Consider the following 24,922-nt stretch of genomic DNA (forward strand, 5'->3'; position numbering starts at 1 on the left):
GAACACGGCATCCTGAGGCAATGGGGACTACTGCGCGTGAGCTGTATGAGCGGGGACGCGACGCCTCGAACGCGCAGCGGTACGCAGCGGCGCGCCGACTCCTCGAGCGCGCATCAGCGAGGGCGACGGATGCCGGGGCCGATCTGCAGTCCCGGATCGCGGGGACCATGGCCTATGTGCTCGCGCAGACCGGCGAGGCGGCGCGGGCCGAAGCGCTGTGCCGCGAAGCACTCGACCGCGACGGTGTGAGTGCGGAGACCCAGGCGATCGTCGCAGGCCAGTTGGGCCTTCTGTTCACGCGCGCGGGGCGCCTGGACGACGCCGACGAGATGCTCACTCGGGCGATCACCAGCCTAAGCGGAACAGCGCGCGCCAACTGTCTGTTGAATCGCTCCCTCGTGCACATGCACCGACGGGCGTTCGCCGCGTCCACCGCCGATCTCGAACAGGCGGTCACGATCTACGAGGCCGAAGGCGACGCGGCCGCGGCGGCAGAAGCGCGCCACAATCTCGGCTACACCGCGTTGCTGCGCGGCGACCTCGTCGAAGCGCTCGAGCTCATGGCCAGATCGCGCCCGGTGATCGCCGCCGGCTCCCCCGAGGGCGCGGCGATGAGCGACCTCGATCGGGCCGAGGTGCTGCGCGACGCCGGCCTCGTCGACGAGGCGGAACGCCTGCTCGACAGCGTCGCCACGACCTTCGGCGCCGCTCGGATGCGCCAGTCGCAGGCCGAGGCGGAGTATCACCTCGCCCGCTCCCTGGTGCGACACGATCCTGCGCGGGCGGAGGGGGTCGCCCGCTCGGCTGCCCGCCGGTTCCGCGCGCTCGGTGCAGAGAGTTGGGCCGCGCGCAGCGACGCCATCCGCCTCGATGCCCGGCTCGCCAGGACGCTCGCCAACGATCTCCGGGGCGGGCGTAGTGCCGCTCTCCCGGCCGCCGCAGAGTTCGCCGCGACCGTCGAAACGTTGAGCGCCTGCGGATTCCCCGCCGAGGCCACGGCTGTACGATTCAGCGCCGCTCTCGCCGCCGATCAGCGCGGCGAGCCGGACGCGGCTGAGCGCCTCCCCCGTCTTGCGCGTGACTCCCCGACCCCGCTGCGTCTGCGCGCCGCCGAAGTGCGCGCCGCTCGCGCGCAGGCGCACGGACGCTCCACCGAGGCCCGTCGGCATGCAGCCCACGGACTCGACCTGCTCTCCGACTGGCAGCGGTCGTTCGGCGCGCTCGACCTGCAGGTGTCGCTCGCGATGCACGGCACCGGTCTGATCTTCCGAGGACTCGCAGCCGCCGGCGACAGCCGGGACCCGGCGATCCTGTTCGACTGGTCCGAGCGCGCACGCCACCTCAGTCAGCAGGTGGCTCCCGTGCGCCCGCCGCGCGACGGTCATCTCGCCGACGACCTGGCGACATTGCGGATGCTGCGCACAGATCTCTCCGGGACGGAATGGACCACCGATCCCCGCGTGCGCGCGCTTCGTGATCGAGTGCGCGATCGCCAGTGGACGGAGACGGGCGCCGGGGATCTGCGTCCACGGGTCACTCTCGACGAGTTGAGGGCCTCGCTCGATCCGGACACCGCAGTGCTGTCGTACGTCTTCACCGGAGCGTCTCTGCTGTGCCTCGTCACGACCGCCGACGCCAGCCGCATCGTCGACCTCGACTGGCCCGACGTGAAGCGCGCCTCCGACGGACTGCGTGCAGACCTCGACGTGTCGGCCGCCATCCGCAGCGGTCCGATGGCAGAGGTCGTCGCTCGCGCGCTCGACGATCGGATGCTGCGCCTCGACGAGGCACTGCTCGGTCCGCTGCGCATCGCGATCGGAACCCGTCGCCTCGTGCTGACCGTGCCCGGTCTCCTCGCCGGCATCCCGTGGGCGATGCTGCCGACCAATCACGCCCGGCCGTTCACTCTCGCCACTTCAGTGTCGCGATGGATGCAGGAGCGTCCGACGGCGGCGCCGATGAGGTCGGTGGGTTTCGTCGGCGGACCGCGCGTTCCCCGCGCCGTCGAAGAGGTGCATGCCGCAGCATCCGCCTGGCCCGACCCTGCCGTACTCATCGGCGAGAACGCGAGAGTCGATGCCGTCACGGATCTCGCCGGACGCGTCGACCTGCTGCACATCGCCGCTCACGGACACCACGCCGTCGACAACCCGCTGTTCGCCGGTTTCGAGCTCGCCGACGGCACGCTGTTCGGGTACGACGTCGATCTCATACCGCACCCACCCGAGACGGTCGTGCTCTCGGCCTGCGAGCTGGGGCACTCGTCGGTGCGGTGGGGTGAGGAGGCGCTCGGGATGACGCGGGTGTGGTTGCACGCGGGGACGAGGAGCGTGATCGCCGCCCCCGCCGTCGTCTCCGATGACATCGCCAGCACCCTCCTGGCCGCAGTTCACCTGGGCCTCAGCCGCGACGAGAGCCCGGCCGTCGCGCTGGCCGCGGCATCAGAGGCGACCGGCCACCGGACTCCGTTCCAGTGCCATGGCAGCGGCTTCTGAGCGAATTCCGGTTCCGATGTATCAGGAGGGGCACTGATCGCTCCTGATATGTGGAAGGTGTCAGGCGAAGCGCTCCGGGAGGGTCAAGGAGCGCACGGGGGCGCCGGTCACTGGGGCTGCGTGTGGGGACGCGGACGACAGACACCGACCAACTCGGGGGTGCGCGCGATCAGTTCGCGCGCACCCCTCGTGTGTTCGATGCACGGCAGCCACTCCGCCCGCAGGTCAGCGGGCGATGACGACCGTGTGCCCGACGGCATCCAGACCGACGCGATCGGCGTCGGCGATCCCGGTATCCGTGATGACCGTCGGGAAGAGTTCCGGCCCGCCGACGAACGCGAATGCCGCCTGGCCGATCTTGCTCGAATCGGCCACCACGATGGCCCGGGCCGCGCGCGAAGCCATCATCCGGTTCACGGCGGCCTCGCGCTCATCGTGGGTGCTCGCACCGTCTTCGGCGGAGAGTGCGTTCACGCCGATGAAGGCGATGTCGAGCCGGATGCCGCTGAGCAGCTGCTCCACGAAAGGACCGACGAGCTCGTAACTGCGGGAGTGGATCACGCCACCGGTGACGACGACCTTGATATCGGGCCTGGTCGCGAGCTGAGCGGCGATGTTCACCGCATTGGTGACGACGGTGAACTCGCCGAGGTCGGCGCGGGCGGCGAGCGCCGCCGCGATCGCGGTGGTCGTGGTGCCGCCGGAGAGCCCGACGACGGCTCCGGTCGTGACGAGGGCGGATGCTGCGCGCGCGATGGCGTCCTTCTCCTGCGTGCGCTGGTGGCTCTTGTAGCGGACGGGCAGTTCGTAGGCGACCGACTGCGCCACCGCGCCGCCGTGCGTGCGGGTGAGCAGTCGCTGCTCGGCGAGGCTGTCGAGGTCGCGCCTCGCCGTCGCCGGGGAGGCATCGAGCCTTTCGACGAGTTCGTCGACGCTCACCTCGCCCTGGGCGGCGAGCAGGTCGAGGATCGCGGTCAGCCGCGCTGCACGCTTCACGCCGGTTCCTCAGACGCGGCGGAAGTCTCGGGTGCAGCGCCCTGCAGCGCGAACAGTCTCAGCATCCGCGCCGCCTCGTCGACGACCGCCGCGCGGCCGGGAGCGATGTACTTGCGCGAGTCGACCAGGCGTTCGTCGGCGTCGAGGACGGACCGCACCACCCGCGTGAAGAAGCCGTTCAGATGCGTGGACACGTTGATCTTCGTCATGCCTGCGCGCACAGCATCCATGATGACAGCATCCGCGACGCCGGACGATCCGTGCAGTACCAGGGGCACATCGGCACCATCTCGGCCGCTGTCCCGCAGCGCGGATCGCAGCCTGCCGATGAGCGCGATGTCGAGCGATGCACTGCGATCGGTCATCGCGTGCGACGACCCCACCGCGACGGCCAATGCGTCCACCCCGGTCTCGGCGACGAACGCGCGGGCCTCGTCGGGGTCGGTGCGCACGCCCGGCGCGTGTGCTCCGTCCTTGCCGCCGACCTCGCCCAGTTCGCCCTCGACGTACACGCCGGCGGCATGCGCGCGGGCGGCGACAGCACGGGTCAGAGCGACGTTGTCGTCGTAGGGCAGCGCACCGCCGTCGAACATGACCGACCCGAATCCGAGGGCGATGGCCTCGTCCACGAGTTCGGGGTTCTCGGCGTGATCGAGGTGCACGGCGACCGGGGTCTCGGCGCGGCGGGCCACCGCGAGCGTCGCGAGGGCGATCGGCTCGAGCGCACCGTGATACCTCGCGCAGTTCTGCGAGATCTGCAGGATGACCGGAAGTCCGGCCTGAGCGGATGCCGCGACCAGCGCCTCTGCCGTCTCCAGGTGGATCACGTTGAAGGCGCCGATCCCGCGGTTCTGAGTGGCGGCGGCGCGAACGAGTTCGGCGGCGGAGACGAGTGTCATACGGGCTCTTCCGGGTCGTGTGGTGCGGCGGGCACTGGTGAGTCGCCATCGAGGATCAGCGCGCGTTCGAGGTCGCGCCAGGTGGGGTGGATCTCGCCAGCGAGAGGCATGAGCACCGCGGCGGCCGACCACGCGGTCGCACGGCAGAGGATGTGCTCGGGGTCATCCTCGCCGTCGGCCAGCAGCGTCGCCGCGGCGGCGACTGCCGCATCACCGGCTCCGGTCGGGTTGCCTGCGAGCGGCTCGGACAACCGCGCACGCAGCATCCGATCGGCCGTGACCGCGTACATGCCATCGTCGCCGAGCGACAGCAGCACGAGCCCCGCCCCGCGGGCGATGAGGGAGCGAGCCCCCTCGATCGGATCGGCCATGCCCGTGGCTTCGGCGAGCTCGGCCCTGTTGGGTTTGAGGACGGATGCTCCGGCATCCGCCGCAGTGAGCAGCGCAGGTCCGGAGGTGTCGACGATCACGGGACGCCCTGCGCCCGCCGCGATGAGCTCGGGCAGAATCGTTGACGGCGCCCCGGGAGGGAAGCTGCCCGAGATCACGAGCACGGATGCCGCGGCGACCCGCCCACGCACCGCCGCTGTGAACGCCGACCACTCCTGCGCGCTCGGGTTCGCGCCGCGTTCGTTGACGATCGTGGTGTCGCCGAGTGCACGATCGACCCACGCGACGCTGCGGCGGGTGGGGGCGGCGACCGGGATGAGCACGTGCGGAACCCCGCTCGCGTCGAGTTCATCGCGCAGCTCTGCGCCGGTCGCCCCGCCGCAGGTCGTCACGGCGCAGACCTCGAAGCCCTGCGCCTGAGCGATCCTGGCGACGTTGAGGCCCTTGCCTCCGGCACGCACAACGCCGGTGTCGGCACGGTGCGCGCCGCCGATCTCGATGCGGTCGATCTCCCACGTCAGGTCCAGCGCGGGGTTCGCGGTGACGGTCAGGATCACGCCAGCTCCCTCGCCCGCAGGGCTGCGCCGAGGAGCCCGGCGTCGCCCTCGAGTTCTGCGGGCAGCAGTTCCGGCATCCGATGGAAGCTGAGTCTTGCCGCCAGGCGCGCACGAAGCTCGTCGAACAGCGCACCGCCGGCGCGCGAGAGACCGCCGCCGATCACGATCGCCTGGGGTGCGAACATCGCGGTCAGCTGCGCGAGCGACATCGTGAGCGCGTCGAGCGCGTCGTCCCAGATGCGCGCGGCGACCGCATCGCCGGCGGCCGCGCGGGCGATGACGTCCCTGGCTCCGTCGGGAACGGTGCCGGTCTCGGCGGCGTAGCGGCGGGCGATGGCCCCCGCCGACGCGATCGCCTCGAGGCAGCCGCGCGCGCCGCACGCGCATTCCGGCCCGTCGGCGATCGGCGAATGCCCGATCTCACCGGCGTAGCCGCCCGCCGTGTACGGCTCGCCGCCGACGAGGATGGCGCCCGCGATCCCGGTGCCGATGATCAGCACCACGACATCGTCGTGCGCCCGTGCGCCGCCGAGCCGGTGCTCCGCCCAGCTCGCCGAGCGCACATCATGATCGAACGCGATCGGCAGCTTCAGCCGCTCCGCCGCAAGATCACGAAGCGGTGCATCACGCCAACCCAGATTGCTCGCGAAGACGCCGATCCCGGCATCCGCATCGACGATCCCCGGCACGACGAAGCCGAGCGCTGCCGGTACGACGAGCGGATGCTGCGCCCGCAGCTCCTCGGAAAGTCGAGCGAGCTCCTCGATCAGCGCGGCGGCCGGATCATCGCCCAGCGGCGGCGTCGGCGTGCGGCGCAGCCCGAGAGCCGTGCCGTCCGCATCGAAGATCGCCGACTTGATGTCCGTGCCCCCGACGTCGAAGGCGAGCACCGCCGCCCCTGCGCCGATGCCGCGTGCCGCGTCTTCTACTCCACCTGCGGCCCGCCGCCCACCGGATGCGAGAAGAGTTTCCCGGCTTCGCAGGTCGTTGGAACCGGGAAACTCTTCTTCCATCCGCGTCATCACGCGTCCAGGACGACCGAGCGGGTGAGGTTGCGCGGCTGGTCAGGGTCGAGGCCCTTGGCCACGGCACGGTCCAGTGCCACGCGGTGCAGACGCACGAGGTCGGCGAGCGGGTCGACGTCGTGCTGCACGAAGCGGCCACCGGTCGCCTCGACCTGGCCCGCGAGCCCATCTGGTGCGACGCCGAACTGCCAGGTGATGCGGCCGGGAGCGGCGATCGCGATCGGGCCGTGCCGGTAGTCCATCGACGGGTACGACTCGGTCCACGACTGCGACGACTCGCGCATCTTCAGTGCGGCCTCGTGCGCGAGGCCGATCGTCCAGTTGCGGCCGAGGAACGTGTACTGCTCCGCCTCGGCGAGCGCGGCGTCATCGGTCTCGGCGAGCACGGTCGAAGCATCCGCGATCGAGCGCGCGACGTCGTCATCGAGGCCGAGCGAGGAGCGGAACAGGGTGAGCGCTGTGGTGGCGAAGCGCGTCTGCACGACCGACTGCTCGTCGGCGAACGGCATCAGGACGGCCTCATCGACCAGATCGACCAGGGGCGAGGTCGGGTCGCCGATCACGCCGATGACCGGGATACGGCCCTTGATCTGCTCGGTGATTTCGAGCACCTCGCTGGTCGTTCCCGAACGGGTGAGCGCCACGACGGCGTCGTAGTCACGGTCGAGGAACGCCTCGGATGCCGCGAACGCATCCGTGACGCCGAGGCCGGCGGTCTCCCGCAGAGCGGCATACGACTGCGCGATGAACCACGACGTTCCGCAGCCGATGGCGGCCACCCGTGCGCCGGCCGCTGGCAGCACCTTCTGTTCGTCGCGCATGTCGGCGGCGCGCGCCCAGGTCTCGGGCTGGGAGAGGAGCTCCGCACGCATGAACGCGCCGGGGACCGAGTCGGTCATGTGATCGAGCCTTCCGAATGCTTTATTTTGATTGATTGCTTCTGCTTTCGATCATAGAGTATCGTGCGAGCATGACGCGGCACCAGTCGGCATCAGCGGAAGTGCGAGAGCGACTCGCGGAGCCTGATGTGCATCTCAGACGACGGTCGAGCGCCGCCGGCACGCAGCGCGAGCACGCCCGCACCGACCGCCCCGTCGACGACCGGAAGCAGTTCGAGACCGGCCGCGGCATCGCCGAGGCGCTGCATGAAGGCATTCCTGACGGCACTCGGACGGAAGAGCACGCTTCCTCCTACGACGAGAGGTCCAGGGCCGGACAGCACCGCGGCGAACGAATCGGCGAGGTGCTCGCCCGCTCGACGGAGGATGCTCTCGGCCACCTGGTCATCAGCCGCGAAGGCGAGCGGTGCGAGGGCTGCGAGCTCGATCGGCCTGGCGCCGTAGAGCGCACCGACCAGATTCTCGAGTGTGCGCGAGCGCCCTTCTCTGCGGGTCGCGTCCTCGACGATGTCGAGATGCTCGAGCACTGCGCCGGTCAGCGTCGTCGCCGGACCGGCGTCGTCGAGGTCCCGAACGACCGCCCTCGCCACCCGACGCCCGATCCAGAAGCCACTTCCGCGGTCGCCGAGCAGCCATCCGAGCCCATCGGCAGTCCCCGCGATCCGTCCGCCCGAGACACGGACGGCGCACGCGCCGGTTCCCGCCACGATCGCATAGCCGAAAGGCTCCACCGAGCCGCTGAAGTAGGTCGCGAGGAGATCGGATTCGAAGGTGAGTCTGCCGGCGAACCCTTCCGCGGCCAGTCGATCACCGAGCCACGCTCCTTCGCCCTCCGCGGCCTTCTGCCCGGCCATCGCCACCGTGATCACCGACACATCTGCGAGGGCGCGAGATGACGGTGCGAGCGCCAGAGCGACGGCATCCAGCACCCCCTGCGCGGCGAGATCAGGACCCGTGGCGATCGGGTTCCCTCGACCCCCGACGCCGTACCCGACGCACTCCCCCTGGCTCGTCATCAGCACTGCTCTGGTCGACGTCCCGCCGGCGTCAAGTCCCAGCATCAGAGTGTTGTGACCCATTTGTTATTCGCCCTAACTTGACGTTCCTCGACGGTGAGAATAGTTTTCAACGCAACGCAGACCTACTGCGACGAGTTCTGGGGGCAATGGTGCCACGCAGCATGAGCACGGGCAATGGCGCGATCGTCGCCCGCTTGGCCGAGCGTCGCGACGCCATGCCCTCCGCGCTGTCGAAGATCGCCGATCTGGTGATCTCCAACCCGACCACCCCGGCCGAACTGACGATCACCGAGCTGGCCGAGCGGGCGGGAAGCTCGCCTGCGAGCGTCACGCGCTTCTGCCGATCCCTCGGCTTCGCGGGGTACACGCAGTTCCGCGTCGCGATCGCGACCGAGCTCGGACACGCGTCCGCCGAGCATGCCTGGATCACCGACATCGGCGCCGAGTTCGAGCCGACGGATTCACCGGAGAAGATTCTGCGCACGCTCCTCAACGTGCACGTGAGCGGCCTCGAGACGACGCGGGAGGGCATCGATCTGGATGCCGTCGGCCGGGCCGCGCGCGCGATCACCGCGAGCCGGCACGTCGACATCTACGGCCTGGGCGGCAGTGCGGGGATCGCCCAGGAGTTCCAGCGCAGGATGCACCGCATCGGGATCAACTCGCACGCGTGGTCGGATGTGCATGACGGCCTGGCGAGTGCCGCGCTGCAGGACGAGGGCTCCGTGGCGATCGGAGTGTCGAGCACCGGGCAGACCAACGAGACCGTGCAGATGCTCACGCAGGCCGGAGCCGTGGGAGCGCTCACCGTCGCGATCACGCACGACGTCGAGAGCTGGATCGCCGACGTGGCAGACGTGTCGATAACCACCGCAGCACCCGTCGGCTACCTGCGACCGGACGACATGTCGGTGAAGCATTCGCAGCTCTTCGTGATCGACCTGCTCTACCTACTCATCGCACAGCAGATGTTCGATCCGGCCACGCGGCGGCTTGCCGCCACCGCGACAGCAGTGTCCGCACATCGCCGACCGCGAACGCTGAACCAGCGTTCGGGCGATGAGCCGCCGGAATCCCCGTCCGAGATCCAGGAGGCTGCGAGTTGACCGCGACACCGTCCGATCTGTTCCGTGAGGCGAACGATCGCCTCACCCGCCTCACTGCGGATGCCGAAGCCGGCGCCCTCGATCCCGCGGTCGAGTTGATGGTCGCGGCGCTGGATGCCGGCGGAGTGATCCACGCCTTCGGCACCGGTCACTCCGAGGCGTTCGCGATGGAGATCTCCGGCAGGGCGGGCGGGCTCATCCCGACCAACAAGTTCGCGCTGCGCGACCTCGTGATGCATGGCGATCGCGAAGTGGACGTTCTGACCAGCGCACTGGAGCGCGAACCCTGGCTGGTCGACGAGCTGATGGCGACGGTCCCGGTGGGCGAGGGCGACGTCTTCATGATCGCCTCGAACTCCGGTGTGAACGGATCGATCGTCGGGGCAGCGCTGTGGGCGAAGGAGCGCGGACACAGCGTGATCGCGGTCACGAGCATGGAGCACACCATGCGCGTCGAACCGAAGCATCCGTCCGGCAAGCGCCTCGCCGACGTCGCCGACGTCGTGATCGACAACCTCGCCCCCTACGGCGACACGACCCTCGAAGTCACGGGCGGTATCGGCGCCGGAGCCATCTCATCGATCACCGCCGCGTTCATCGCCCAGCTGCTCACGCTCGGCGTCGCACGCACCATCGCCGACCGCGGCGAGACTCCCCCGATGTACATCTCCGCCAACATCCCCGGCGGCGATGAGCACAACTCCGTCCTGGAAGACCGCTATCGCGGTCGCATGCGCCGGGGCGCCTGAACCCGAACACTGATCACCACAATGAAAGGTACGAAGATGGAACTCACACAAACCTCCATCAGCCGTCGCAACCTGTTGCGCGGCGCTGCAGCGACGGCGCTGCTGCTGCCATTTGGCATGTCCCTCGCATCCTGCGCAGCACCGGGTGGCGGCGGAGGCGGAGGCGGCGCCAAGGGCGAGGTCACCGCGGACAACCCGTTCGGCGTCGCAGCCAACACCGAGGTCGACGCGGTCATCTTCGACGGCGGCTACGGCGTCGACTACGTCGAGAACGCGGCCAAGATCATGGCCGGCAACAAGGGCCTGGACGGCGTCACCGCCAAGGTCTCCGCCTCCACCAAGATCGCACAGGAGCTGCAGCCGCGGTTCGTGGGCGGCAACCCGCCGGATCTCGTCGACAACTCCGGCGCGAACTCGATCGGCTGGAACACCATCCTCGACCAGCTCGAGGACCTCAGCGACGTGCTCGAGGCCGAGAACCTCGAGGGCACGAAGATCGCCGACACCCTGTTCGACGGCGTGAAGGCCCCAGGCACCTTCGGCGACAAGTTCGCGGCGATCAACTACGTGTTCACCACGTACGGCATCTGGTATTCGGGAAGCCTGTTCGAGGAGAACGGCTGGGAGCCGCCGACGACCTGGCAGGATCTGAAGGCCCTCGGCGAGGCGGCGAAGGCACAGGGCAAGTACCTGTTCCTCTGGGGCAAGGAAGCGGCGACCTACTACCAGACCTTCGTCGTCGACTCTGCCATCATCCAGTCCGGCGACGATGTGCGCCTGCCGCTGGAGAACCTCGAAGAAGGATGCTGGTCGCATCCGACTCTGCAGTCCATCCTCACCGTCCTGTACGAGCTGATCCAGGCCGGTTACGTCAAGCCCGGTGGCGGTGGCACGCAGTTCACCGAGGCTCAGGCGCAGTGGAGCCTCGACCAGGAGGCGCTGTTGTACCCGTCCGGGTCGTGGATCGAGAACGAGATGAAGAAGACCACGGCCGAGAACTTCCAGATGAAGGGCGTGCGTGAGATGCCCCTGGACGACAAGGCGACCACGCCTGCCGGCTTCATGCGGGCCGAGGCCGGTGAACCCTTCATCGTGCCGTCCAAGGCGAAGAACCCCGCCGGGGGCAAGGAGCTGCTGCGCACGATGCTCTCGAAGGAGGCGGCGTCGGCCTTCTCGAAGGAGAAGCTCGCCCCGACCGTCGTCAAGGACATCGTGCCCGAGGACGGCTTCGGCTCGACGGCGCTCGTGTCGCAGGGGGAGATGATCGCGTCGGCCGGGTCGGGCATGTTCACGATCCAGTCATTCAACCTGTACGGCATGAACTCCGACCAGCTGCCGATCTGGAACTCGTTCCTCGACGGCAAGATGACGGTCGCAGACATCACGAAGCAGTTGCAGGACCTGACCGACAAGATTCGCAACGACAGTTCCATCGAGAAGATCGAGATCAAGTGACCCTCAACGCTCCTGGCCTCGACGCGGCGCTGGACACCAGCGCCGTCGTCACCGCCCGCACGGGACGCCGCAAGGCGCCCCGTGCGGGGCTGCGCCGCAGGATGACGTTCGACTATGTGTCGTTCCTGCTGGTGTTCCTCGGGCTTCCGGTCGCGATCTTCCTGATCTTCGTCATCTCGCCGTTCATCCAGGCCGTCTACTACGCGATGACGAACTGGACCGGCTTCTCGCCGAACATGGACTTCGTCGGCGTCGACAACTTCGTGAAGCTGTTCCAGGACCCGACTTTTCTTCAGGCCATGGGCAACAACGTCTTGCTCGCGATCGTCGTCCCGCTGATCACGATCGTGATCGCCCTGATCTTCGCGAGCATGATCACCGTCGGCGGCCCGAGCCACGGTCAAGTACGCGGCCTGACGGGCTCGAGCTTCTATCGCGTGGTGTCTTTCTTCCCGTATGTCATCCCCGCGATCGTGATCGCGATCCTGTGGAACATGATCTACACGCCCAGCGGCCTGCTGAACGGTCTTCTCGGGGTGATCGGGGTCGACACGAACGGCTTCGCGTGGCTGGGCGACGCGCGCACCGCCATGGGCGCAACGATCTTCGTCATCGTCTGGAGCATGGTCGGCTTCTACATGGTGCTGTTCATCGCCGCGATCAAGGGGGTTCCATCTGAGACCCTCGAAGCCGCGCGCATCGACGGGGCCGGCCGGTTCCGCACTGTCACCTCGATAATTCTCCCGCAGATCCGCGACAACGTGCAGACTGCCTACATCTATCTCGGCATCCTGGCATTGGATGCTTTCGTCTACATGGTGGGCCTCAATTCCACCGGTGGTCCAGGCAACAGCACCCTGGTGATGAGCCAGTACCTGTTCCGCACCGCGTTCGAGAAGGGCCAGTTCGGCCTGGCGAGTGCGATGGGTGTGGTCCTCGCTGTGATCACGCTGCTGTTCGCCGCGATCGTGATCGGCGTGTTCCGCCTCATCGGCGGCAAGGATGAAGGAGGGCGCTCATGAGTCTCGACACGCGCGCAGCGGTCACGATCGACCCGAAGTCGGGGACTCGGCCGACCGCCTTGAGGACGAAATCCACCAAGGGCGACAAGGCCGTCGGCGGAGCATCCCACGTGGTTCTGATCATCTGGTCGCTCGTCGTGATCATGCCGATGCTGTGGACCCTCATCGGCTCCTTCAAGACCACGAAGGAGATCTTCGCATCGCCGTTCGGCCTGCCTGCGAACTGGAGCTTCGACAACTACATCAACGCCTGGGTGGGCAACAACTTCGGCGGCATGTTCATCAACACGGTCATCGTCGTGGGTGTCTCGCTCGTGCTCGTGATGGTGCTCGGCGCCATGTGCGCGTACGTGCTGGCACGGTTCTCGGTGCCGGGCAGCCGGGTGATCTACTACCTGATGCTCGCCGGACTCACCTTCCCGGTCTTCCTCGCGATCGTCCCGCTGTTCTTCATCCTGCAGGGCATGGGGCTGCTGAACACGCTGCCCGGCCTCATCATCACGTACGTCGCGTTCGCACTGCCGTTCACGGTGTTCTTCCTGTTCTCGTTCTTCAAGTCGCTGCCCTATGAGATCCAGGAGGCCGCATACGTCGACGGTGCGAGCGAATGGCGCACCTTCTTCCAGGTGATGCTGCCGATGGCCAAGCCCGGGATGGCTGCCGTGGCGATCATGAACTTCCTCGGCCTGTGGAACCAGTTCCTGTTGCCGATCTCGTTGAACACCGACAGGAGCAAGTACGTGCTCTCACAGGGCATGGCGTCCTACGCCTCGTCCGCGGGGTACGCGCTCGACTTCGGTGAGATGTTCGCCGCCGTGATCATCACGATCGTCCCGGTGCTGATCGTGTACATCTTCTTCCAGCGCCAGCTGCAGGGTTCGGTGTCGCAGGGGACTTCGAAGTAGCGCGCCTCCCACGGACGGACTCAACCCAGATGGATGCACTCGCGCGCGTCGAGGGACCGCGCGACGGCATCCATCACGAGCTGTGCCTGATAGCCGTCGTCGATGCTCGGCAGCCCGTCTACGTGCTCACCGCGCGCGACGCGGACGAAGTCCCCGATCTGCGCGCCGGCGCCGTCCTGGAATGACCGCACCGGCACAGGCCGTCGTTCGATTCCGGATGCTGTGCCGATCACGACATCCGGCTCATTGGAGTCGACCCTGATCCATCCCGCGTCCCCGAGGACCTCGATCGTGATCCCGCCCGGCACCCCGGCATCCGGGGCGACGCGACTGATCGTCAGCGACGCGGTCGCGCCCGACTGCGCCGCCAGCTGGACGTCCGCGTCGTCGTGATTGGTGACCTGGCGATCCCGACCCGACCCGGGATCCGGCCGCTCGCCGATCGTCGTGCGTGCGAACGCCGACACCTCGGTCACATCGCCGACCATCCACCGCACGAGGTCGATGGCGTGCGGGCCGAGGTCGGAGATGACGCCGAGCGGTTCGTCGGCCGCGTCGAAATGCCAGTCCCACCCGCGTGCGGGCGTGGCCGCCGAAGACTGCAGGTAGCGGATGCGCACGTGCCGAACCGCGCCGACGGCCTGCGTCACGACGGCCTCGCGCAGCTGCTGGAACAGCGGCTGCCATCGCAATGTGAACCCGGTGAGCGCCGGCCTGTCGACGAGCAGATCCCTGATCCGGCGCGCGCTGTCCGCCTCCAGGGCGAGGGGTTTCTCGCAGAGAACGGCGGCGCGGAAACCCGACACGGCGCGGACTGCGGACTCGTGGTGGGGCGGAGGGTTCGCGATGATCACGCCGTCGAGATCCTCGACAGTCAGCATCCGATCGATCGAGTCGTAGGAACGCTCGATGCCGTGAGCGTCGGCGAACTCGGCTGCCCGCGCAGAATCGCGACCGCACACGGCGACGACATCCACACCATCCAACTGGCGCGCGCCGGGGATGAGGTACGTGGAAGGCCACATCCCATGACCGATGATCCCGAGCCGGAACCGCGCATCCCTGTCATCGATCGCCGGCCGAGTCATCCGGTCAGCGCCCTTCTTTGGCCTCGGTGTGGTGGCGGATGACCTCCGCGACGACGAAGTTGAACCACTTCTCGGCGAACTCGGGGTCGAGATGCGCCTCCTCCGCGACGGCGCGCAGACGTGCGACCTGCTGCTCCTCGCGCTTCGGATCGGATGCGGGCATCTCGTGCTCTGCCTTGAGGACGCCGACCTGCTGGGTCGCGCGGAACCGCTCGGCGAGCATGTAGATGAGCGCGGCGTCGATGTTGTCGATACTGCCGCGCAGTCGCAGCAGCTCGGCGCGGGCGTCTTCTGCGTCGGTCATGTGTCTCCTCCAGGTCGCAGGTACGACGATATCGCGAAGGGCCCAGGGAGCGGCTCCCGATGGGCGGGTTTCCACGCTCTAGAGTGAGCGCATGAGTATCGATGAGCCTGCGGCATCCGACGATTCCTCCGCCGCCGAGGCGCCGGTCACCCGCCGGGCCGAAGCAGCGACCAAGACGAAGCCGAAGAAGCAGAAGGCCATCAAGGCGGAGCCACCTGCAGAACCGGAGATCAAGACCAAGCCAGTCGTCGAACCGGTCGCGTCGAATCGCTCGTTCTGGACCCGCATCGAGCGGCCGTTCGTGTTCGGCTTCCTCGTCACCCTCGGCGGGCTGGCCGCGATCCTGCTCGGGCTCGCGCTGTCGAACCTCTCGACGGTCATCATCTACATCGCGCTCGCGTTGTTCGCGGCCCTCGGCCTCGACCCTGCCGTGCGCTTCCTGGAGCGCCGCGGTCTGAGTCGCGGATGGGGCGTGCTGATCGTCCTGTTCACACTCATCGTCGCGCTGGGCCTGATCATCTGGTCGATCGTCCCCGTCGTCGTGACGCAGATCACATCCTTCGTGAAGGACGTCCCAGGGATGATCGCGGACTTCCAGGGCAGCGATCTCTACGCGACCCTGGAGGATCAGTTCGGCGACCAGTTCGAGTCGATGGTGGGCGATGTCCAGGCGTTCCTGACGAACCCTGGCAACATCGCCGCGATCGGCGGAGGCGCGCTGCAGGTCGGAGCATCCATCGCCAACGGCATCTCCGGCGCGGTCATCGTGCTGGTGCTCATCATCTACTTCGTGGCGACGCTGCCCGGGATCAAGGCCGCGATGCTGCGCCTCGTGCCGGCGCGCGACCGGGCCAACGCCGACATCATCAGCACGCAGATCACCGACTCGGTCGGCGGTTACGTCATGGGGATGGTGACTCTGGCGTTCATCAACGCCATGGTCGTGCTCGTGCTGTACACGGCGCTCGGGCTGCCGTTCCCGCTGCTGCTGGCCGTCGTCGCGTTCCTCATCACGCTGATCCCGCTTGTCGGGTCGCTGCTGTTCTGGGTGATCGGTACCGGGATCGCCCTGTTCGGGGACAACATCGTCTTCGCGCTGATCTTCGCGGTCGTCTACCTCGTCTACATGCAGGTGGAGTCGTACTTCCTGACACCGCGCGTGATGAACAGGGCGATCTCGATCCCCGGTTCGCTGGTCGTCATCGGCGCCCTGGTCGGGGGAACACTGCTCGGACTGCTCGGAGCGCTCGTGGCGGTGCCGGTCGCGGCATCCATTCTGATCATCATCAAGAAGATCTGGATTCCGCGCCAGGACTCCAGGATCTAGACGCCCTCGATCGACTGATCGACCACCCCGACGAACCGGCTCCCGACGCCGTCGAACTCACCGCGGTGGTGACCGGATGCCGGTTTCGGGAGCTCGCCCATCGAATGGTGGCCGCACATCAGATAGGTGAACTCCGGCCACCACTTCTTGGGCCTGGTCGTCTCGGTGTATCCGCACACGTCGCACGTCAGGGTCGCCCACACCGGACGGGCGCCCTTCTTGCGGTTCGCCCGCGACTGGGTGAGCCATACGGGCGGATCCTGCTCGAGCGCGGCGAACTCCGCCTCGCTCATGCCGTCGCCGAGGCCGTGACGGTCGACCATCTCCAGAGGGATGTCGAGTCGCTGAGCGAGATCGCGCTTCGAGATCATGCGCGTGAGTCCATGGCCATGGGCTCCATTGTCTCAGGCGCCGCGTGCCGCGCACGCAGAAGGGCCTCCCGGTATGCACCGGAAGACCCCTCGATCCTGCGTGTGTCGATCCTGCGTGTGTCGATCCTGCGTGATCAGAGCAGATCGTTGTCCGTCAGCCACTGCGTGGCGATCTCCTCGGGCGACTTCTCGTCGACCGTGCTCTGCACTCCGAGCGCGACCAGGTCGTCGGCACCGAGCGCGGCGCTGACCGCGTTGATGACGTCGGCGATCTCATCGGCCACATCGCTCGAGGCGATCGGCACGACGTTCGATGCCAGGATCAGGTTCTCCGGGTCTTCGAGCGCGACGATGTCCTCGGTCTCGAAGGCAGGGTCTGCGCTGTAGATGTCGGCGACCTGGATCTCGCCGGCGAGCAGCGATTCCAGCGTGGTGTCACCGGTCGCGGAGAACGCGAGGTCGACGCCGTACAGCTCCTTGGCGCCGGCGGGCCCGTACGGACGCTGCTCGAACTCCGGTGCGCCGCCGATCGTGGCCTTCTCGCTGAGGCTGGCCAGGTCGGCGATCGAGGTCAGCTTGTTCGCCGCGGCGAACTCCTTCGTGACGGTGTAGGTGTCCTGGTCGCTGGCCTCGGCGTAGTCGAGGGCCGTCAGTCCATCCGGCAGCGCGTCCTGGAGCGCCGTGTACACGTCCTCAGGGCTCGTGACGTCGGCCGAGTCGTCGTAGAACTCCAGCAGGTTGCCGGTGTACTCGGGGAACAGGTCGATCGCGCCGGACTCCAGATCGGGGATGTAGGCGTCGCGCTGACCGATGTTGAACTCGCGTTCGACAGTGAAGTCGGCGTTCTCGAGCGCCTGAGCATAGATCTCGGCGATGATCTCGTTGGAATAGTAGGCCTGCGATCCGATGACGATCGTGTCGGAGCCGGCGCTCTCGCCGCCGTCTTCGGTGGGGGTGTCGAGCGGGTTGCTGCTCGCGCAGCCGGCGAGCACGAGCGAGGCTGCGAGCCCGATGCCGCCGATGAGGGCGAGGCGTGACTTTCGTGCGGTGAACATGATGTTCCTTCCTGGTGGGGAGTGCTGTTCCTGGTGGGGAGCTGGTCAAGTGGGGGAGGCTGAGGAGGGTGCGGTCGCGGCCGAGTCCTCCGAGGCGGAAGGCGATTCGGCGGATGCTGCGCGGCGGGCCGCTCGCGGCGTCCGTGACCCGCGGGACGCGACGCGGATGCCGGCGGGAACCGCCGCCCGCTGGGCGAGCGCGAGCAGCATGTCAGCGATCAGTGCGAGCACGGCGACGAGGATGGCCCCGCCGAGCACCTGGTCGAAGCGGCGCAGCGGGATGCCCTGGATGATCGGCCAGCCGAGCCCGCCGAGGTTCACGTAGGCGGCGATCGTGACCGTGGCGATCACCTGCAGGGTCGCAGCGCGCAGGCCGCCGACCAGCAGGGGCAGCCCGAGCGGCACCTCGACCTTCCAGAAGATCTGCCACTCGGTCATGCCGGTGGCGCGGGCGGCGTCGATCACGCGGCGGTCGATGGCCTCGAGACCGGTGTAGGCACCGGCGAGCAGGGAGGGAATCGCGAGCAGCACGAACGTGATGGTCGCAGCCTGAGGTACGCGCAGCACACCCAGCAGCAGCACGAGCAGCACCATGAGTCCGAACGACGGCACGGCGCGGGCCGCGCCGGAGATCGCCACGGCCACCTCGCGCCCGCGGCCGGTGTGGCCGATGAGCCAGCCTGCCGGGACGGCGATCACCGCCGCGATCACCACCGAGACGACCGTGTAGAACAGGTGCTGTCCGAGCAGGACGGGCAGTGCATACTGACCTTCCAGCCGCTCAGGGGAGAACAGCCAGGCGAGAGCCTCGGCGAACAGATTCATGCGGCCGCCCTGACGATGCGGGCGGGGCGGCGAGCGGCATTCGGAGTCTTGACCGCACGGGTCCATGGCATGAGCGCACGCCCGGCGAGCAGGAGGAGAAGGTCGATGAGCAGGGCGATCACGACGACCGCGAGCACACCGGCGAACACCTCGGCGATGATGCGCCGCTGCAGGCCGTTGGTGAACAGGTAGCCGAGGTTCTCCACGCCCACGAGGATGCCGACCGTGGCGAGTGAGATCGTGCTCACCGCCGTCACGCGGAGCCCCGCGAGCACCACCGGCGCCGCGAGCGGGAAGTCCACCGTCCAGAACCGGCGGAGCCCGCCGTAGCCCATCGCGGTCGCAGACTGACGGATGGCCGGATCGACCGAATCCAGGCCGTCGGCGACAGCCCGCACGAGAATCGCGATCGCATAGATCGTGAGGCCGATGATGAGGTTCGCCGGGTCGCGCGTGGAGATGCCGATCAGCGCGGGGAGCAGGATGAGAAGAGCCAGCGAGGGGATCGTGTAGAGCAGCCCGGTGAGGATGACCACTGGACCACGCACGAGTCGGTACCGCCAGGCGACCCATCCCAGCGGGAGAGACAGCACGAATCCGAGCACGATCGGGATCGCGCTCTGCCAGAGATGCGCGAGCGTCAACTCGAGGATGAGGCCGAAGTTGTCGGCGATCCAGTTCACGAGGTTCCGGCCCCCTCGGCGCGCACCTCTGACGCAGCATCCGCCGGGGCCTCGTCATCGAGGAGCGCGCCCTGAGTGCGCCCCTCTGAATCGACGACGACCCGGCCGTGCGAGGTCTGCTTGATCCTCAGTGCCCGCTTGCCGCGCTCGGCGCCGATGAATGCCGTCACGAAGTCGTCGGCCGGATTCTCGATGATCTCGCTCGGGCTGCCCACCTGCACGATGCGGGCGCCCTTGTCGAGGATCACGACCTGGTCTCCGAGCAGGAACGCCTCATCGATGTCGTGCGTCACGAAGACGACGGTCTTGTCGAGCTCGACCTGCAGCCGGATGAGCTCCAGCTGCAGGTCGGCGCGCACGATCGGGTCGACGGCGCCGAACGGCTCGTCCATGAGGAGGATGTTCGGATCGGCCGCGAGGCCGCGCGCCACTCCGACTCTCTGCTGCTGCCCCCCGGAGAGCTGGCTCGGGTAGCGGTCGGCGAGCGCGTGGTCGAGTCCGACGGTGTCGAGGAGCGTGCGGGCGCGCTCGTGCGCATCCTTCTTGGAGGTGCCGGTCAGGCGCAGCACTGTGGCGACGTTGTCGATCACCGTGAAGTGCGGCATGAGTCCGGAGTTCTGCATGACGTAGCCGATGCTGCGCCGCAGATTCACCGGGTTCTTGTCGAGCACGCTCTCGCCGTCGATCTCGACGTCGCCGCTGCTCGGCTCGACCATGCGGTTGATCATGCGCAGCAGAGTCGTCTTGCCGCATCCGGATGATCCGACGAACACCGTCGTCTTGCGTGACGGCAGCACGAGGCTGAAGTCCTCGACGGCGAGCGTGCCATCCGGGAACCTCTTCGTGACCGATCGGAACTCGATCATGCCTGCCCTGCTTCCGTTGCTCGGTCTATCATCCGACCTCGACGTCCGGTCCGAATGCGATGTGTCCGGAGATGTCCTTGCCGAGGCGCTCGAAGGCGGTCGGGTACGGGTTCGGGTAGCCCCACGCCTGATCGGCGTGCGTCTGACCGTCGACCTGCAGCGAGTAGTACTGCGCCTCGCCCTTCCACGGACAGGTGTACGGGGTCGGGCTCTGCACGAGCACTCCCGGCGCCACAGAGGTCAACGGGAAGTACCAGTTGCCCTCGATCGAGATGAGATCGCTCTGGTCGGCCTCGGCGATCACGGTTCCTGCGAGTACAGCCTTCATGGTGATGTCTCCTCAGATTCGGTTTCGAGCGTATGGGAAGGGTCAGACATATGTGGCACATTCTTCGGTTGTTCGCAGCCGTGCGCCAGATGGATGGAAAGCTGCCCGAACCGGCTCAGGCAGAATCCCGCCCGTACTGCTCGAGCAGCCGCAGCCAGACTTCACTGACCGTCGGATACGCGGGCACCGCGTGCCACATCCGCGAGATCGGTACCTCACCGACGATCGCGACGGTCGCCGCCTGCAGCAGGTCCGCGACATCCGGACCCACGAAGGTCACCCCGAGGATGACGTCGCGCTCGGTGTCGACGACCATGCGGGCCTGTCCGCTGTACCCGTCCTCACGCAGGCTGGAGCCGGCGATCGCCCCGAGATCCTGATCGATCACGCGGGTCTGGTATCCGGCATCCTCGGCGGCCTTCGCCGTCAGGCCGACCGATGCGACCTCCGGCTCTCCGAACACGACCTGGGGAACGGCGGCGTGGTCGGCGGTCGCGACGTGGCGACCCCACGCGGCGTCGTCGATGTCTTCGCCGTTCGCGCGCGCCGCGATCACATCGCCTGCGGCCCTGGCCTGGTACTTGCCCTGGTGGGTGAGCAGTACGCGTCCGTTGACGTCGCCGACGGCGTACAGCCAGTCGCTGCCTGGCACGCGGAGGGTCTCGTCGGTCTTGATGTATCTGCCCGGCTCGAGGTCGACGGTCTCGAGTCCGATGTCGCCGCTGCGCGGAGTTCGGCCGGTCGCGGCGAGCACCTCTTCTGCGACGATCTCCGTGCCATCGTCGAGCGTCACAGTCACTCCCGCAGCGTCTCGCGCGACGCGGGTCGTGCGGGTGTTCGTGCGGATGTCGACGCCGAGCGCGCGCAGCCCCTTCTCGACCAGTTCGCCCGCGAACGGCTCCATCTTCTCGAGCAGTCCGCTGCGGGCGATCAGTGTGACCTTCGCGCCGAGACCGGCGTAGGCGGTGGCCATCTCGACAGCCACCACTCCGCCGCCGATGATGGCGAGGGATGCCGGGATCTCCTGCGCGCTCGTCGCCTCACGGCTCGTCCAGGGCGCAGCATCCGCCAGTCCGTCGATCGGCGCGATCGCCGCATCCGTTCCGGTGCTGATCGCGACCGCGTGGCGGGCTTTCAGCACCTTCATGGTGCCGTCGTCGGTCGTCACGGTTACCTCGCGTGGACCAGTGATGCGGCCGTGGCCGCGGGCGAGGTCGATGCCGGCCGAGTTGAGCCACTTCACCTGGCCGTCGTCGGACCAGTCGCTCGTGAACGAGTTGCGGCGGGCGAGCACCGCACGCACGTCGAGCGTTCCGGTGACCGCCTCGGCAGCGCCCGCCACATGCTGGGCCGCGCGCAGCGCCTGTGCGGATCGCAGCAATGCCTTCGACGGCATGCACGCCCAGTACGAGCATTCGCCGCCGACGAGCTCGCTCTCGACGATGATCGCTGTGAGTCCGCCCTGGGCCGCTCGGTCCGCGACGTTCTCGCCTACGGGGCCTCCCCCCAGGACGATCAGGTCGTATTCTTCTGTCGGCATAGCGTCGCCCTCCGTCGGAACCGGTACTGCACCAGTCTTGTCGAGATGCAACGCGATGTCACCGGGGTTGTTCCCGCGCGCCTCGTGACGTATGGCGGAGGATGCGACACCCGTCGGAGGTTTTCGTCCGAAAAGTCCGTCAGACGCAACAACCTCCGACGGGCGCAACAGAATTCATCGGCATGCTGCTTGCGCGCCGATCTCACACTTGTCAGCGTCGATCACGGATGTCAGTCGATCTGGCCGGGTTTCGACATACGGGCGTGATCCGGACTGACAGGTGTATCGGCGGGACGTGCACCGGCTCAGCGCGCGAGCAAGATGCTGGTCGGCGCCGGCGCCGACGTGCGGTGCCGGATGCCGCGGGGCGCGCCCATGCGATCGTCGAGGTCGAGCACGCTGATCTCATTCGAGCGCTGTCCGGCGACGAGAAGCGAGCCATCGTGGACGAGGTGGTGGCGGGGCCAGTCCACCCCTGACTCGGCGAGCGCGAGCGGGTCGACCGTCTCGCCGGCGCCGCGCACGCGAAGGGCGGCGATCGTGTTACTGCCCCGCAGCGCGGTGTACAGGGTCTCGCCGTCTCTGGAGAGGGCGAGCTCTGCGGGGAAGTCGGTGCCGATCTCGGCCGCCGGAGTCACCGTGGTCGCTGCGGCGAGCGCCCAGCGGCCGTCCGGCTGCACGGCGAGCGTGAAGATCTCGCAGGAGTACTCGGTCACCACGTGCAGGTGCCCGCTCGGGTGGACGACCATGTGCCGAGGACCGGTGCCCATCGGCAGCACGATCTCGTGATCCAGCGTCAGCCTGCCCTGCGTCGGGCGCCAGATGCGCACGAGATCGAACCCGAGATCGGAGGTCGCTATGCGTCCGTCCGGCAGGAAGGCCGCGGCGTGCGCACGGGATGAACGAGCCGGCTGCTCATCCTCTTCGACCGCCGCTTCGGGCTCCGGCGGCGCAGGAATGTTGAACCCGAGCACGTCGTCGAACAGCAGCAGCCCCGAACGCGGCGGCTCCACGACGGCGGCAGGAGGCTCCTCGAACGTCATCGAACCGCTGCGCAGCATTGCCGCGGCGATCTCCTGCGCGGAGGGCTGCGCAGCGTCGTCTCCTGCGGCATCCTGCGCAGCATCCGGGTCAAAAGGATCGAGCGCACGAGCCGCGATCGTCGGCTTCACGAGCGGCCCGTCCGCGGAGAGGTCGATGCGCACGACCCGGCCGTCGCCGTAGCAACTGGCGATCAGATACGAACCGCTCGGGGCGACCGCGAGGTGGCAGACGGAATCGCCCGCCGCGACCGGGCGGCCCATCGGCGCAAGAGCCGACTGGCCGGTGCGGACGAACGCCTGCACCGTACCGTCGCTCTCGAGCGCCGCGTAGACGACGTCGAGAGACGGATGCCGCGCAAGCCAGGAAGGAGACGCAGTCCGTGTCACGGCGCCACGGTAGGCGAGCGTGCCGGGCTCGCGCCCCTCGTCCCCCTCGAGCAGGCCGATGCCGGTGGCATCCCCACCCATGTCGGCGCCGTATCCGCCGACCCAGAACTGCGTCACGCCTGTCTCCTCGCCCCGGCAGGTGTCGCCTCGCGCCGCTTCCACCGCGATTCAGCGGCCACAAGCGCCACCTCCCACGCCGGCGTCACGCTCAATCGAGCAGGTCGTGGCGCACGATCACCTGATCGCGTTCAGGGCCGACGCCGATCACCGAGATGCGCGTCTTGCTCATCTTCTCGAGCGCGAGCACGTACTCCTGCGCGGTCTGCGGCAGGTCCTCGAACGTGCGGGCGGTGGAGATGTCTTCGCTCCAGCCGGGGAACTCCTCGTAGATCGGCTTCGCGTGGTGGAAGTCGGTCTGGTTCACCGGCACGTCGTCGAACCGCTCGCCGTCGACGTCGTACGCGACGCAGACCGGGATCTTCTCGAGCCCGGTGAGGATGTCGAGCTTGGTGAGCACGAGGTCGGTGATGCCGTTGATGCGCGTCGCGTAGCGCGTGATCGGCGCGTCGTACCAGCCGACGCGGCGTGGCCGGCCGGTGGTGGTGCCGAACTCGAAGCCGGCGGAGCGCAGCCAGTCGCCCTTGTCGTCGAACAGCTCGGTCGGGAACGGACCCGATCCGACGCGCGTCGTGTATGCCTTGACGATTCCGACGATGCGGTCGAGGCGCCCAGGTCCGACTCCGGATCCGGATGCTGCGCCCGCCGCCGTCGCGGTCGACGACGTGACGAACGGGTACGTGCCGTGGTCGATGTCGAGCATCGTCGCCTGGCCACCCTCGAACACCACGACCTCGCCGTTCTCGAGCGCCTCGTCGATCAGGTGTCCGGTATCGGCGACCATCGGTCGCAGCCGCTCCGCGTAGGAGAGCAATTCGTCGACGATCTCGTCGATCGTCACCGCACGGCGGTTGAAGACCTTCACCAGCAGGTGGTTCTTCTGATCGAGCGCGCCCTCGACCTTCTGGCGCAGGATGTTCTCGTCGAAGAGATCCTGCACGCGGATGCCCACGCGATTGATCTTGTCGGCGTAGGCAGGGCCGATGCCGCGCCCTGTCGTGCCGATGTTTCGCTTTCCGAGGAAGCGCTCGGTCACCTTGTCGAGCGTGCGGTGGAACTGCGTGATGAGGTGCGCGTTCGCACTCACCCGGAGCTTCGAGACGTCGATGCCGCGGGCGGAGAGAGCGGTGAGCTCGTCGAAGAGCACTTCGGGATCGATGACGACGCCGTTGCCGATCACCGGAGTGACACCGGGCGACAGGATGCCGGAGGGCAGCAGGTGCAGCGCGTACTTCTCATTGCCGACCACGACGGTGTGCCCGGCGTTGTTGCCGCCGTTGAACTTCACCACCCAGTCGGTCCGGTCGCCGAGCAGGTCGGTCGCCTTGCCCTTGCCCTCGTCGCCCCACTGGACGCCGACGATCACGATTCCTGGCATGGGTAACCCCCTGGGTCTTCTGCCGCGTAGCTGCGCCCGATCGGGCTTCTCCATCCTACCGAAGGGGTGTGCGGATGCCGTCGCCCCCGAGTT

Annotated in this window: 24 protein-coding genes; 7 read left to right on the forward strand and 17 right to left on the reverse strand. The window is 68.0% G+C overall.

The window, feature by feature from the left end; all coding sequences use genetic code 11:
• Positions 1-20 precede the first annotated feature (20 nt).
• Positions 21-2,495, forward strand: coding sequence for a CHAT domain-containing protein (locus JF52_RS0106570; RefSeq protein WP_033105505.1), 2,475 nt, complete (start codon positions 21-23; stop codon positions 2,493-2,495).
• 225 nt (positions 2,496-2,720) lie between these two features.
• Here JF52_RS0106570 and JF52_RS0106575 read toward each other — a convergent pair whose 3' ends face one another.
• The 6 genes from JF52_RS0106575 to JF52_RS0106600 all read right to left on the reverse strand — a co-directional run bounded on the left by JF52_RS0106575 (position 2,721) and on the right by JF52_RS0106600 (position 8,322).
• Positions 2,721-3,491: a DeoR/GlpR family DNA-binding transcription regulator gene (locus JF52_RS0106575; protein WP_033105506.1), complete on the reverse strand. Its 771-nt coding sequence runs from the start codon at positions 3,489-3,491 to the stop codon at positions 2,721-2,723.
• Positions 3,488-4,390 carry a class II fructose-bisphosphate aldolase gene (locus JF52_RS0106580; RefSeq protein ID WP_033105507.1) on the reverse strand — a complete coding sequence of 301 codons (903 nt, stop codon included), beginning with the start codon at positions 4,388-4,390 and terminating at the stop codon, positions 3,488-3,490. Before JF52_RS0106580 ends, JF52_RS0106575 begins: the two co-directional genes overlap by 4 nt.
• A complete protein-coding gene (locus JF52_RS0106585; RefSeq protein WP_052166812.1) occupies positions 4,387-5,337 on the reverse strand; it encodes a 1-phosphofructokinase family hexose kinase in 951 nt (316 codons plus the stop codon). Before JF52_RS0106585 ends, JF52_RS0106580 begins: the two co-directional genes overlap by 4 nt.
• On the reverse strand, positions 5,334-6,350 hold the full coding sequence (locus JF52_RS17750) for an ROK family protein (RefSeq protein ID WP_084595782.1): 1,017 nt from the start codon (positions 6,348-6,350) through the stop codon (positions 5,334-5,336). The genes JF52_RS0106585 and JF52_RS17750 overlap by 4 nt, the downstream gene beginning before the upstream one ends.
• Before the next feature lie 8 nt (positions 6,351-6,358).
• Positions 6,359-7,261 carry an SIS domain-containing protein gene (locus tag JF52_RS0106595; RefSeq protein ID WP_033105508.1) on the reverse strand — a complete coding sequence of 301 codons (903 nt, stop codon included), beginning with the start codon at positions 7,259-7,261 and terminating at the stop codon, positions 6,359-6,361.
• A 92-nt stretch (positions 7,262-7,353) separates the two neighbouring features.
• The gene (locus JF52_RS0106600; RefSeq protein WP_160175041.1) at positions 7,354-8,322 is read right to left on the reverse strand and encodes an N-acetylglucosamine kinase; all 969 of its coding nucleotides are present in this window, start codon (positions 8,320-8,322) and stop codon (positions 7,354-7,356) included.
• 119 nt (positions 8,323-8,441) lie between these two features.
• Between JF52_RS0106600 and JF52_RS0106605 the strand changes: the two genes are divergently transcribed.
• From JF52_RS0106605 to JF52_RS0106625, 5 genes are read left to right on the forward strand one after another with little or no spacing between them, the layout of a single operon-like run.
• Positions 8,442-9,386 carry a MurR/RpiR family transcriptional regulator gene (locus tag JF52_RS0106605; RefSeq protein ID WP_160175042.1) on the forward strand — a complete coding sequence of 315 codons (945 nt, stop codon included), beginning with the start codon at positions 8,442-8,444 and terminating at the stop codon, positions 9,384-9,386.
• Complete coding sequence (locus JF52_RS0106610) at positions 9,383-10,135, forward strand: sugar isomerase domain-containing protein (RefSeq protein ID WP_052166815.1); 753 nt, start codon at positions 9,383-9,385, stop codon at positions 10,133-10,135. Before JF52_RS0106605 ends, JF52_RS0106610 begins: the two co-directional genes overlap by 4 nt.
• Positions 10,136-10,171: 36 nt before the next feature.
• Entirely contained in the window at positions 10,172-11,590 is a 1,419-nt protein-coding gene (ngcE, locus tag JF52_RS0106615; RefSeq protein ID WP_033105509.1) for an N-acetylglucosamine/diacetylchitobiose ABC transporter substrate-binding protein, read from the forward strand.
• Positions 11,587-12,612 (forward strand): carbohydrate ABC transporter permease, encoded by a 1,026-nt coding sequence (locus JF52_RS0106620; RefSeq protein WP_327036960.1) that lies wholly within the window; start codon positions 11,587-11,589, stop codon positions 12,610-12,612. Before ngcE ends, JF52_RS0106620 begins: the two co-directional genes overlap by 4 nt.
• Complete coding sequence (locus tag JF52_RS0106625) at positions 12,609-13,517, forward strand: carbohydrate ABC transporter permease (RefSeq protein ID WP_084595633.1); 909 nt, start codon at positions 12,609-12,611, stop codon at positions 13,515-13,517. Before JF52_RS0106620 ends, JF52_RS0106625 begins: the two co-directional genes overlap by 4 nt.
• A 20-nt stretch (positions 13,518-13,537) precedes the next feature.
• On the opposite strand, the gene JF52_RS0106630 is transcribed toward JF52_RS0106625, so the two are convergent.
• Both JF52_RS0106630 and JF52_RS0106635 read right to left on the reverse strand, forming a co-directional pair.
• Positions 13,538-14,605, reverse strand: a complete 1,068-nt coding sequence (locus JF52_RS0106630) for a Gfo/Idh/MocA family protein (protein WP_033105510.1) — start codon at positions 14,603-14,605, stop codon at positions 13,538-13,540.
• 4 nt (positions 14,606-14,609) lie between these two features.
• Positions 14,610-14,909 (reverse strand): chorismate mutase, encoded by a 300-nt coding sequence (locus tag JF52_RS0106635; RefSeq protein ID WP_033105511.1) that lies wholly within the window; start codon positions 14,907-14,909, stop codon positions 14,610-14,612.
• Between the two features lie 91 nt (positions 14,910-15,000).
• On the opposite strand from JF52_RS0106635, the gene JF52_RS0106640 reads away from it, so the two are divergent.
• On the forward strand, positions 15,001-16,236 hold the full coding sequence (locus JF52_RS0106640) for an AI-2E family transporter (RefSeq protein ID WP_033105512.1): 1,236 nt from the start codon (positions 15,001-15,003) through the stop codon (positions 16,234-16,236).
• Here the strand turns inward: JF52_RS0106640 and JF52_RS0106645 are convergent.
• The 9 genes from JF52_RS0106645 to JF52_RS0106685 all read right to left on the reverse strand — a co-directional run bounded on the left by JF52_RS0106645 (position 16,233) and on the right by JF52_RS0106685 (position 24,829).
• Positions 16,233-16,607 carry a hypothetical protein gene (locus JF52_RS0106645; RefSeq protein WP_033105513.1) on the reverse strand — a complete coding sequence of 125 codons (375 nt, stop codon included), beginning with the start codon at positions 16,605-16,607 and terminating at the stop codon, positions 16,233-16,235. The two genes, JF52_RS0106640 and JF52_RS0106645, sit on opposite strands and share 4 nt — an antisense overlap.
• A gap of 134 nt (positions 16,608-16,741) precedes the next feature.
• Positions 16,742-17,662, reverse strand: a complete 921-nt coding sequence (locus JF52_RS0106650) for an ABC transporter substrate-binding protein (RefSeq protein ID WP_033105514.1) — start codon at positions 17,660-17,662, stop codon at positions 16,742-16,744.
• Between the two features lie 45 nt (positions 17,663-17,707).
• Entirely contained in the window at positions 17,708-18,487 is a 780-nt protein-coding gene (locus JF52_RS0106655) for an ABC transporter permease (protein WP_052166816.1), read from the reverse strand.
• Positions 18,484-19,170, reverse strand: a complete 687-nt coding sequence (locus JF52_RS0106660; protein WP_033105515.1) for an ABC transporter permease — start codon at positions 19,168-19,170, stop codon at positions 18,484-18,486. Before JF52_RS0106660 ends, JF52_RS0106655 begins: the two co-directional genes overlap by 4 nt.
• Complete coding sequence (locus JF52_RS0106665; RefSeq protein WP_033105516.1) at positions 19,167-20,036, reverse strand: ABC transporter ATP-binding protein; 870 nt, start codon at positions 20,034-20,036, stop codon at positions 19,167-19,169. Before JF52_RS0106665 ends, JF52_RS0106660 begins: the two co-directional genes overlap by 4 nt.
• Before the next feature lie 28 nt (positions 20,037-20,064).
• Entirely contained in the window at positions 20,065-20,364 is a 300-nt protein-coding gene (locus tag JF52_RS0106670) for a DUF427 domain-containing protein (RefSeq protein WP_033105517.1), read from the reverse strand.
• A gap of 115 nt (positions 20,365-20,479) precedes the next feature.
• Positions 20,480-21,904, reverse strand: coding sequence for a dihydrolipoyl dehydrogenase family protein (locus tag JF52_RS0106675; protein ID WP_033105518.1), 1,425 nt, complete (start codon positions 21,902-21,904; stop codon positions 20,480-20,482).
• A gap of 305 nt (positions 21,905-22,209) precedes the next feature.
• Positions 22,210-23,451: a lactonase family protein gene (locus JF52_RS0106680; protein ID WP_052166817.1), complete on the reverse strand. Its 1,242-nt coding sequence runs from the start codon at positions 23,449-23,451 to the stop codon at positions 22,210-22,212.
• A 91-nt stretch (positions 23,452-23,542) separates the two neighbouring features.
• The gene (locus tag JF52_RS0106685; RefSeq protein WP_033105519.1) at positions 23,543-24,829 is read right to left on the reverse strand and encodes an adenylosuccinate synthase; all 1,287 of its coding nucleotides are present in this window, start codon (positions 24,827-24,829) and stop codon (positions 23,543-23,545) included.
• Positions 24,830-24,922 lie beyond the last annotated feature (93 nt).

Source organism: Microbacterium profundi, from assembly GCF_000763375.1.
GTDB classification, from domain to species: domain Bacteria; phylum Actinomycetota; class Actinomycetes; order Actinomycetales; family Microbacteriaceae; genus Microbacterium; species Microbacterium profundi.

What these genes read in the sequence shown, in the direction of transcription:
- JF52_RS0106570 (WP_033105505.1), top strand. Translation starts at nt 21, where the DNA reads ATGGGGACTACTGCGCGTGAGCTGTATGAGCGGGGACGCGACGCCTCG.
- JF52_RS0106580 (WP_033105507.1), bottom strand. Translation starts at nt 4,390, where the DNA reads ATGACACTCGTCTCCGCCGCCGAACTCGTTCGCGCCGCCGCCACTCAG.
- JF52_RS17750 (WP_084595782.1), bottom strand. Translation starts at nt 6,350, where the DNA reads ATGGAAGAAGAGTTTCCCGGTTCCAACGACCTGCGAAGCCGGGAAACT.
- JF52_RS0106595 (WP_033105508.1), bottom strand. Translation starts at nt 7,261, where the DNA reads ATGACCGACTCGGTCCCCGGCGCGTTCATGCGTGCGGAGCTCCTCTCC.
- JF52_RS0106600 (WP_160175041.1), bottom strand. Translation starts at nt 8,322, where the DNA reads ATGCTGGGACTTGACGCCGGCGGGACGTCGACCAGAGCAGTGCTGATG.
- JF52_RS0106605 (WP_160175042.1), top strand. Translation starts at nt 8,442, where the DNA reads ATGAGCACGGGCAATGGCGCGATCGTCGCCCGCTTGGCCGAGCGTCGC.
- ngcE (WP_033105509.1), top strand. Translation starts at nt 10,172, where the DNA reads ATGGAACTCACACAAACCTCCATCAGCCGTCGCAACCTGTTGCGCGGC.
- JF52_RS0106625 (WP_084595633.1), top strand. Translation starts at nt 12,609, where the DNA reads ATGAGTCTCGACACGCGCGCAGCGGTCACGATCGACCCGAAGTCGGGG.
- JF52_RS0106630 (WP_033105510.1), bottom strand. Translation starts at nt 14,605, where the DNA reads ATGACTCGGCCGGCGATCGATGACAGGGATGCGCGGTTCCGGCTCGGG.
- JF52_RS0106635 (WP_033105511.1), bottom strand. Translation starts at nt 14,909, where the DNA reads ATGACCGACGCAGAAGACGCCCGCGCCGAGCTGCTGCGACTGCGCGGC.
- JF52_RS0106640 (WP_033105512.1), top strand. Translation starts at nt 15,001, where the DNA reads ATGAGTATCGATGAGCCTGCGGCATCCGACGATTCCTCCGCCGCCGAG.
- JF52_RS0106645 (WP_033105513.1), bottom strand. Translation starts at nt 16,607, where the DNA reads ATGATCTCGAAGCGCGATCTCGCTCAGCGACTCGACATCCCTCTGGAG.
- JF52_RS0106650 (WP_033105514.1), bottom strand. Translation starts at nt 17,662, where the DNA reads ATGTTCACCGCACGAAAGTCACGCCTCGCCCTCATCGGCGGCATCGGG.
- JF52_RS0106655 (WP_052166816.1), bottom strand. Translation starts at nt 18,487, where the DNA reads ATGAATCTGTTCGCCGAGGCTCTCGCCTGGCTGTTCTCCCCTGAGCGG.
- JF52_RS0106665 (WP_033105516.1), bottom strand. Translation starts at nt 20,036, where the DNA reads ATGATCGAGTTCCGATCGGTCACGAAGAGGTTCCCGGATGGCACGCTC.
- JF52_RS0106670 (WP_033105517.1), bottom strand. Translation starts at nt 20,364, where the DNA reads ATGAAGGCTGTACTCGCAGGAACCGTGATCGCCGAGGCCGACCAGAGC.
- JF52_RS0106675 (WP_033105518.1), bottom strand. Translation starts at nt 21,904, where the DNA reads ATGCCGACAGAAGAATACGACCTGATCGTCCTGGGGGGAGGCCCCGTA.
- JF52_RS0106685 (WP_033105519.1), bottom strand. Translation starts at nt 24,829, where the DNA reads ATGCCAGGAATCGTGATCGTCGGCGTCCAGTGGGGCGACGAGGGCAAG.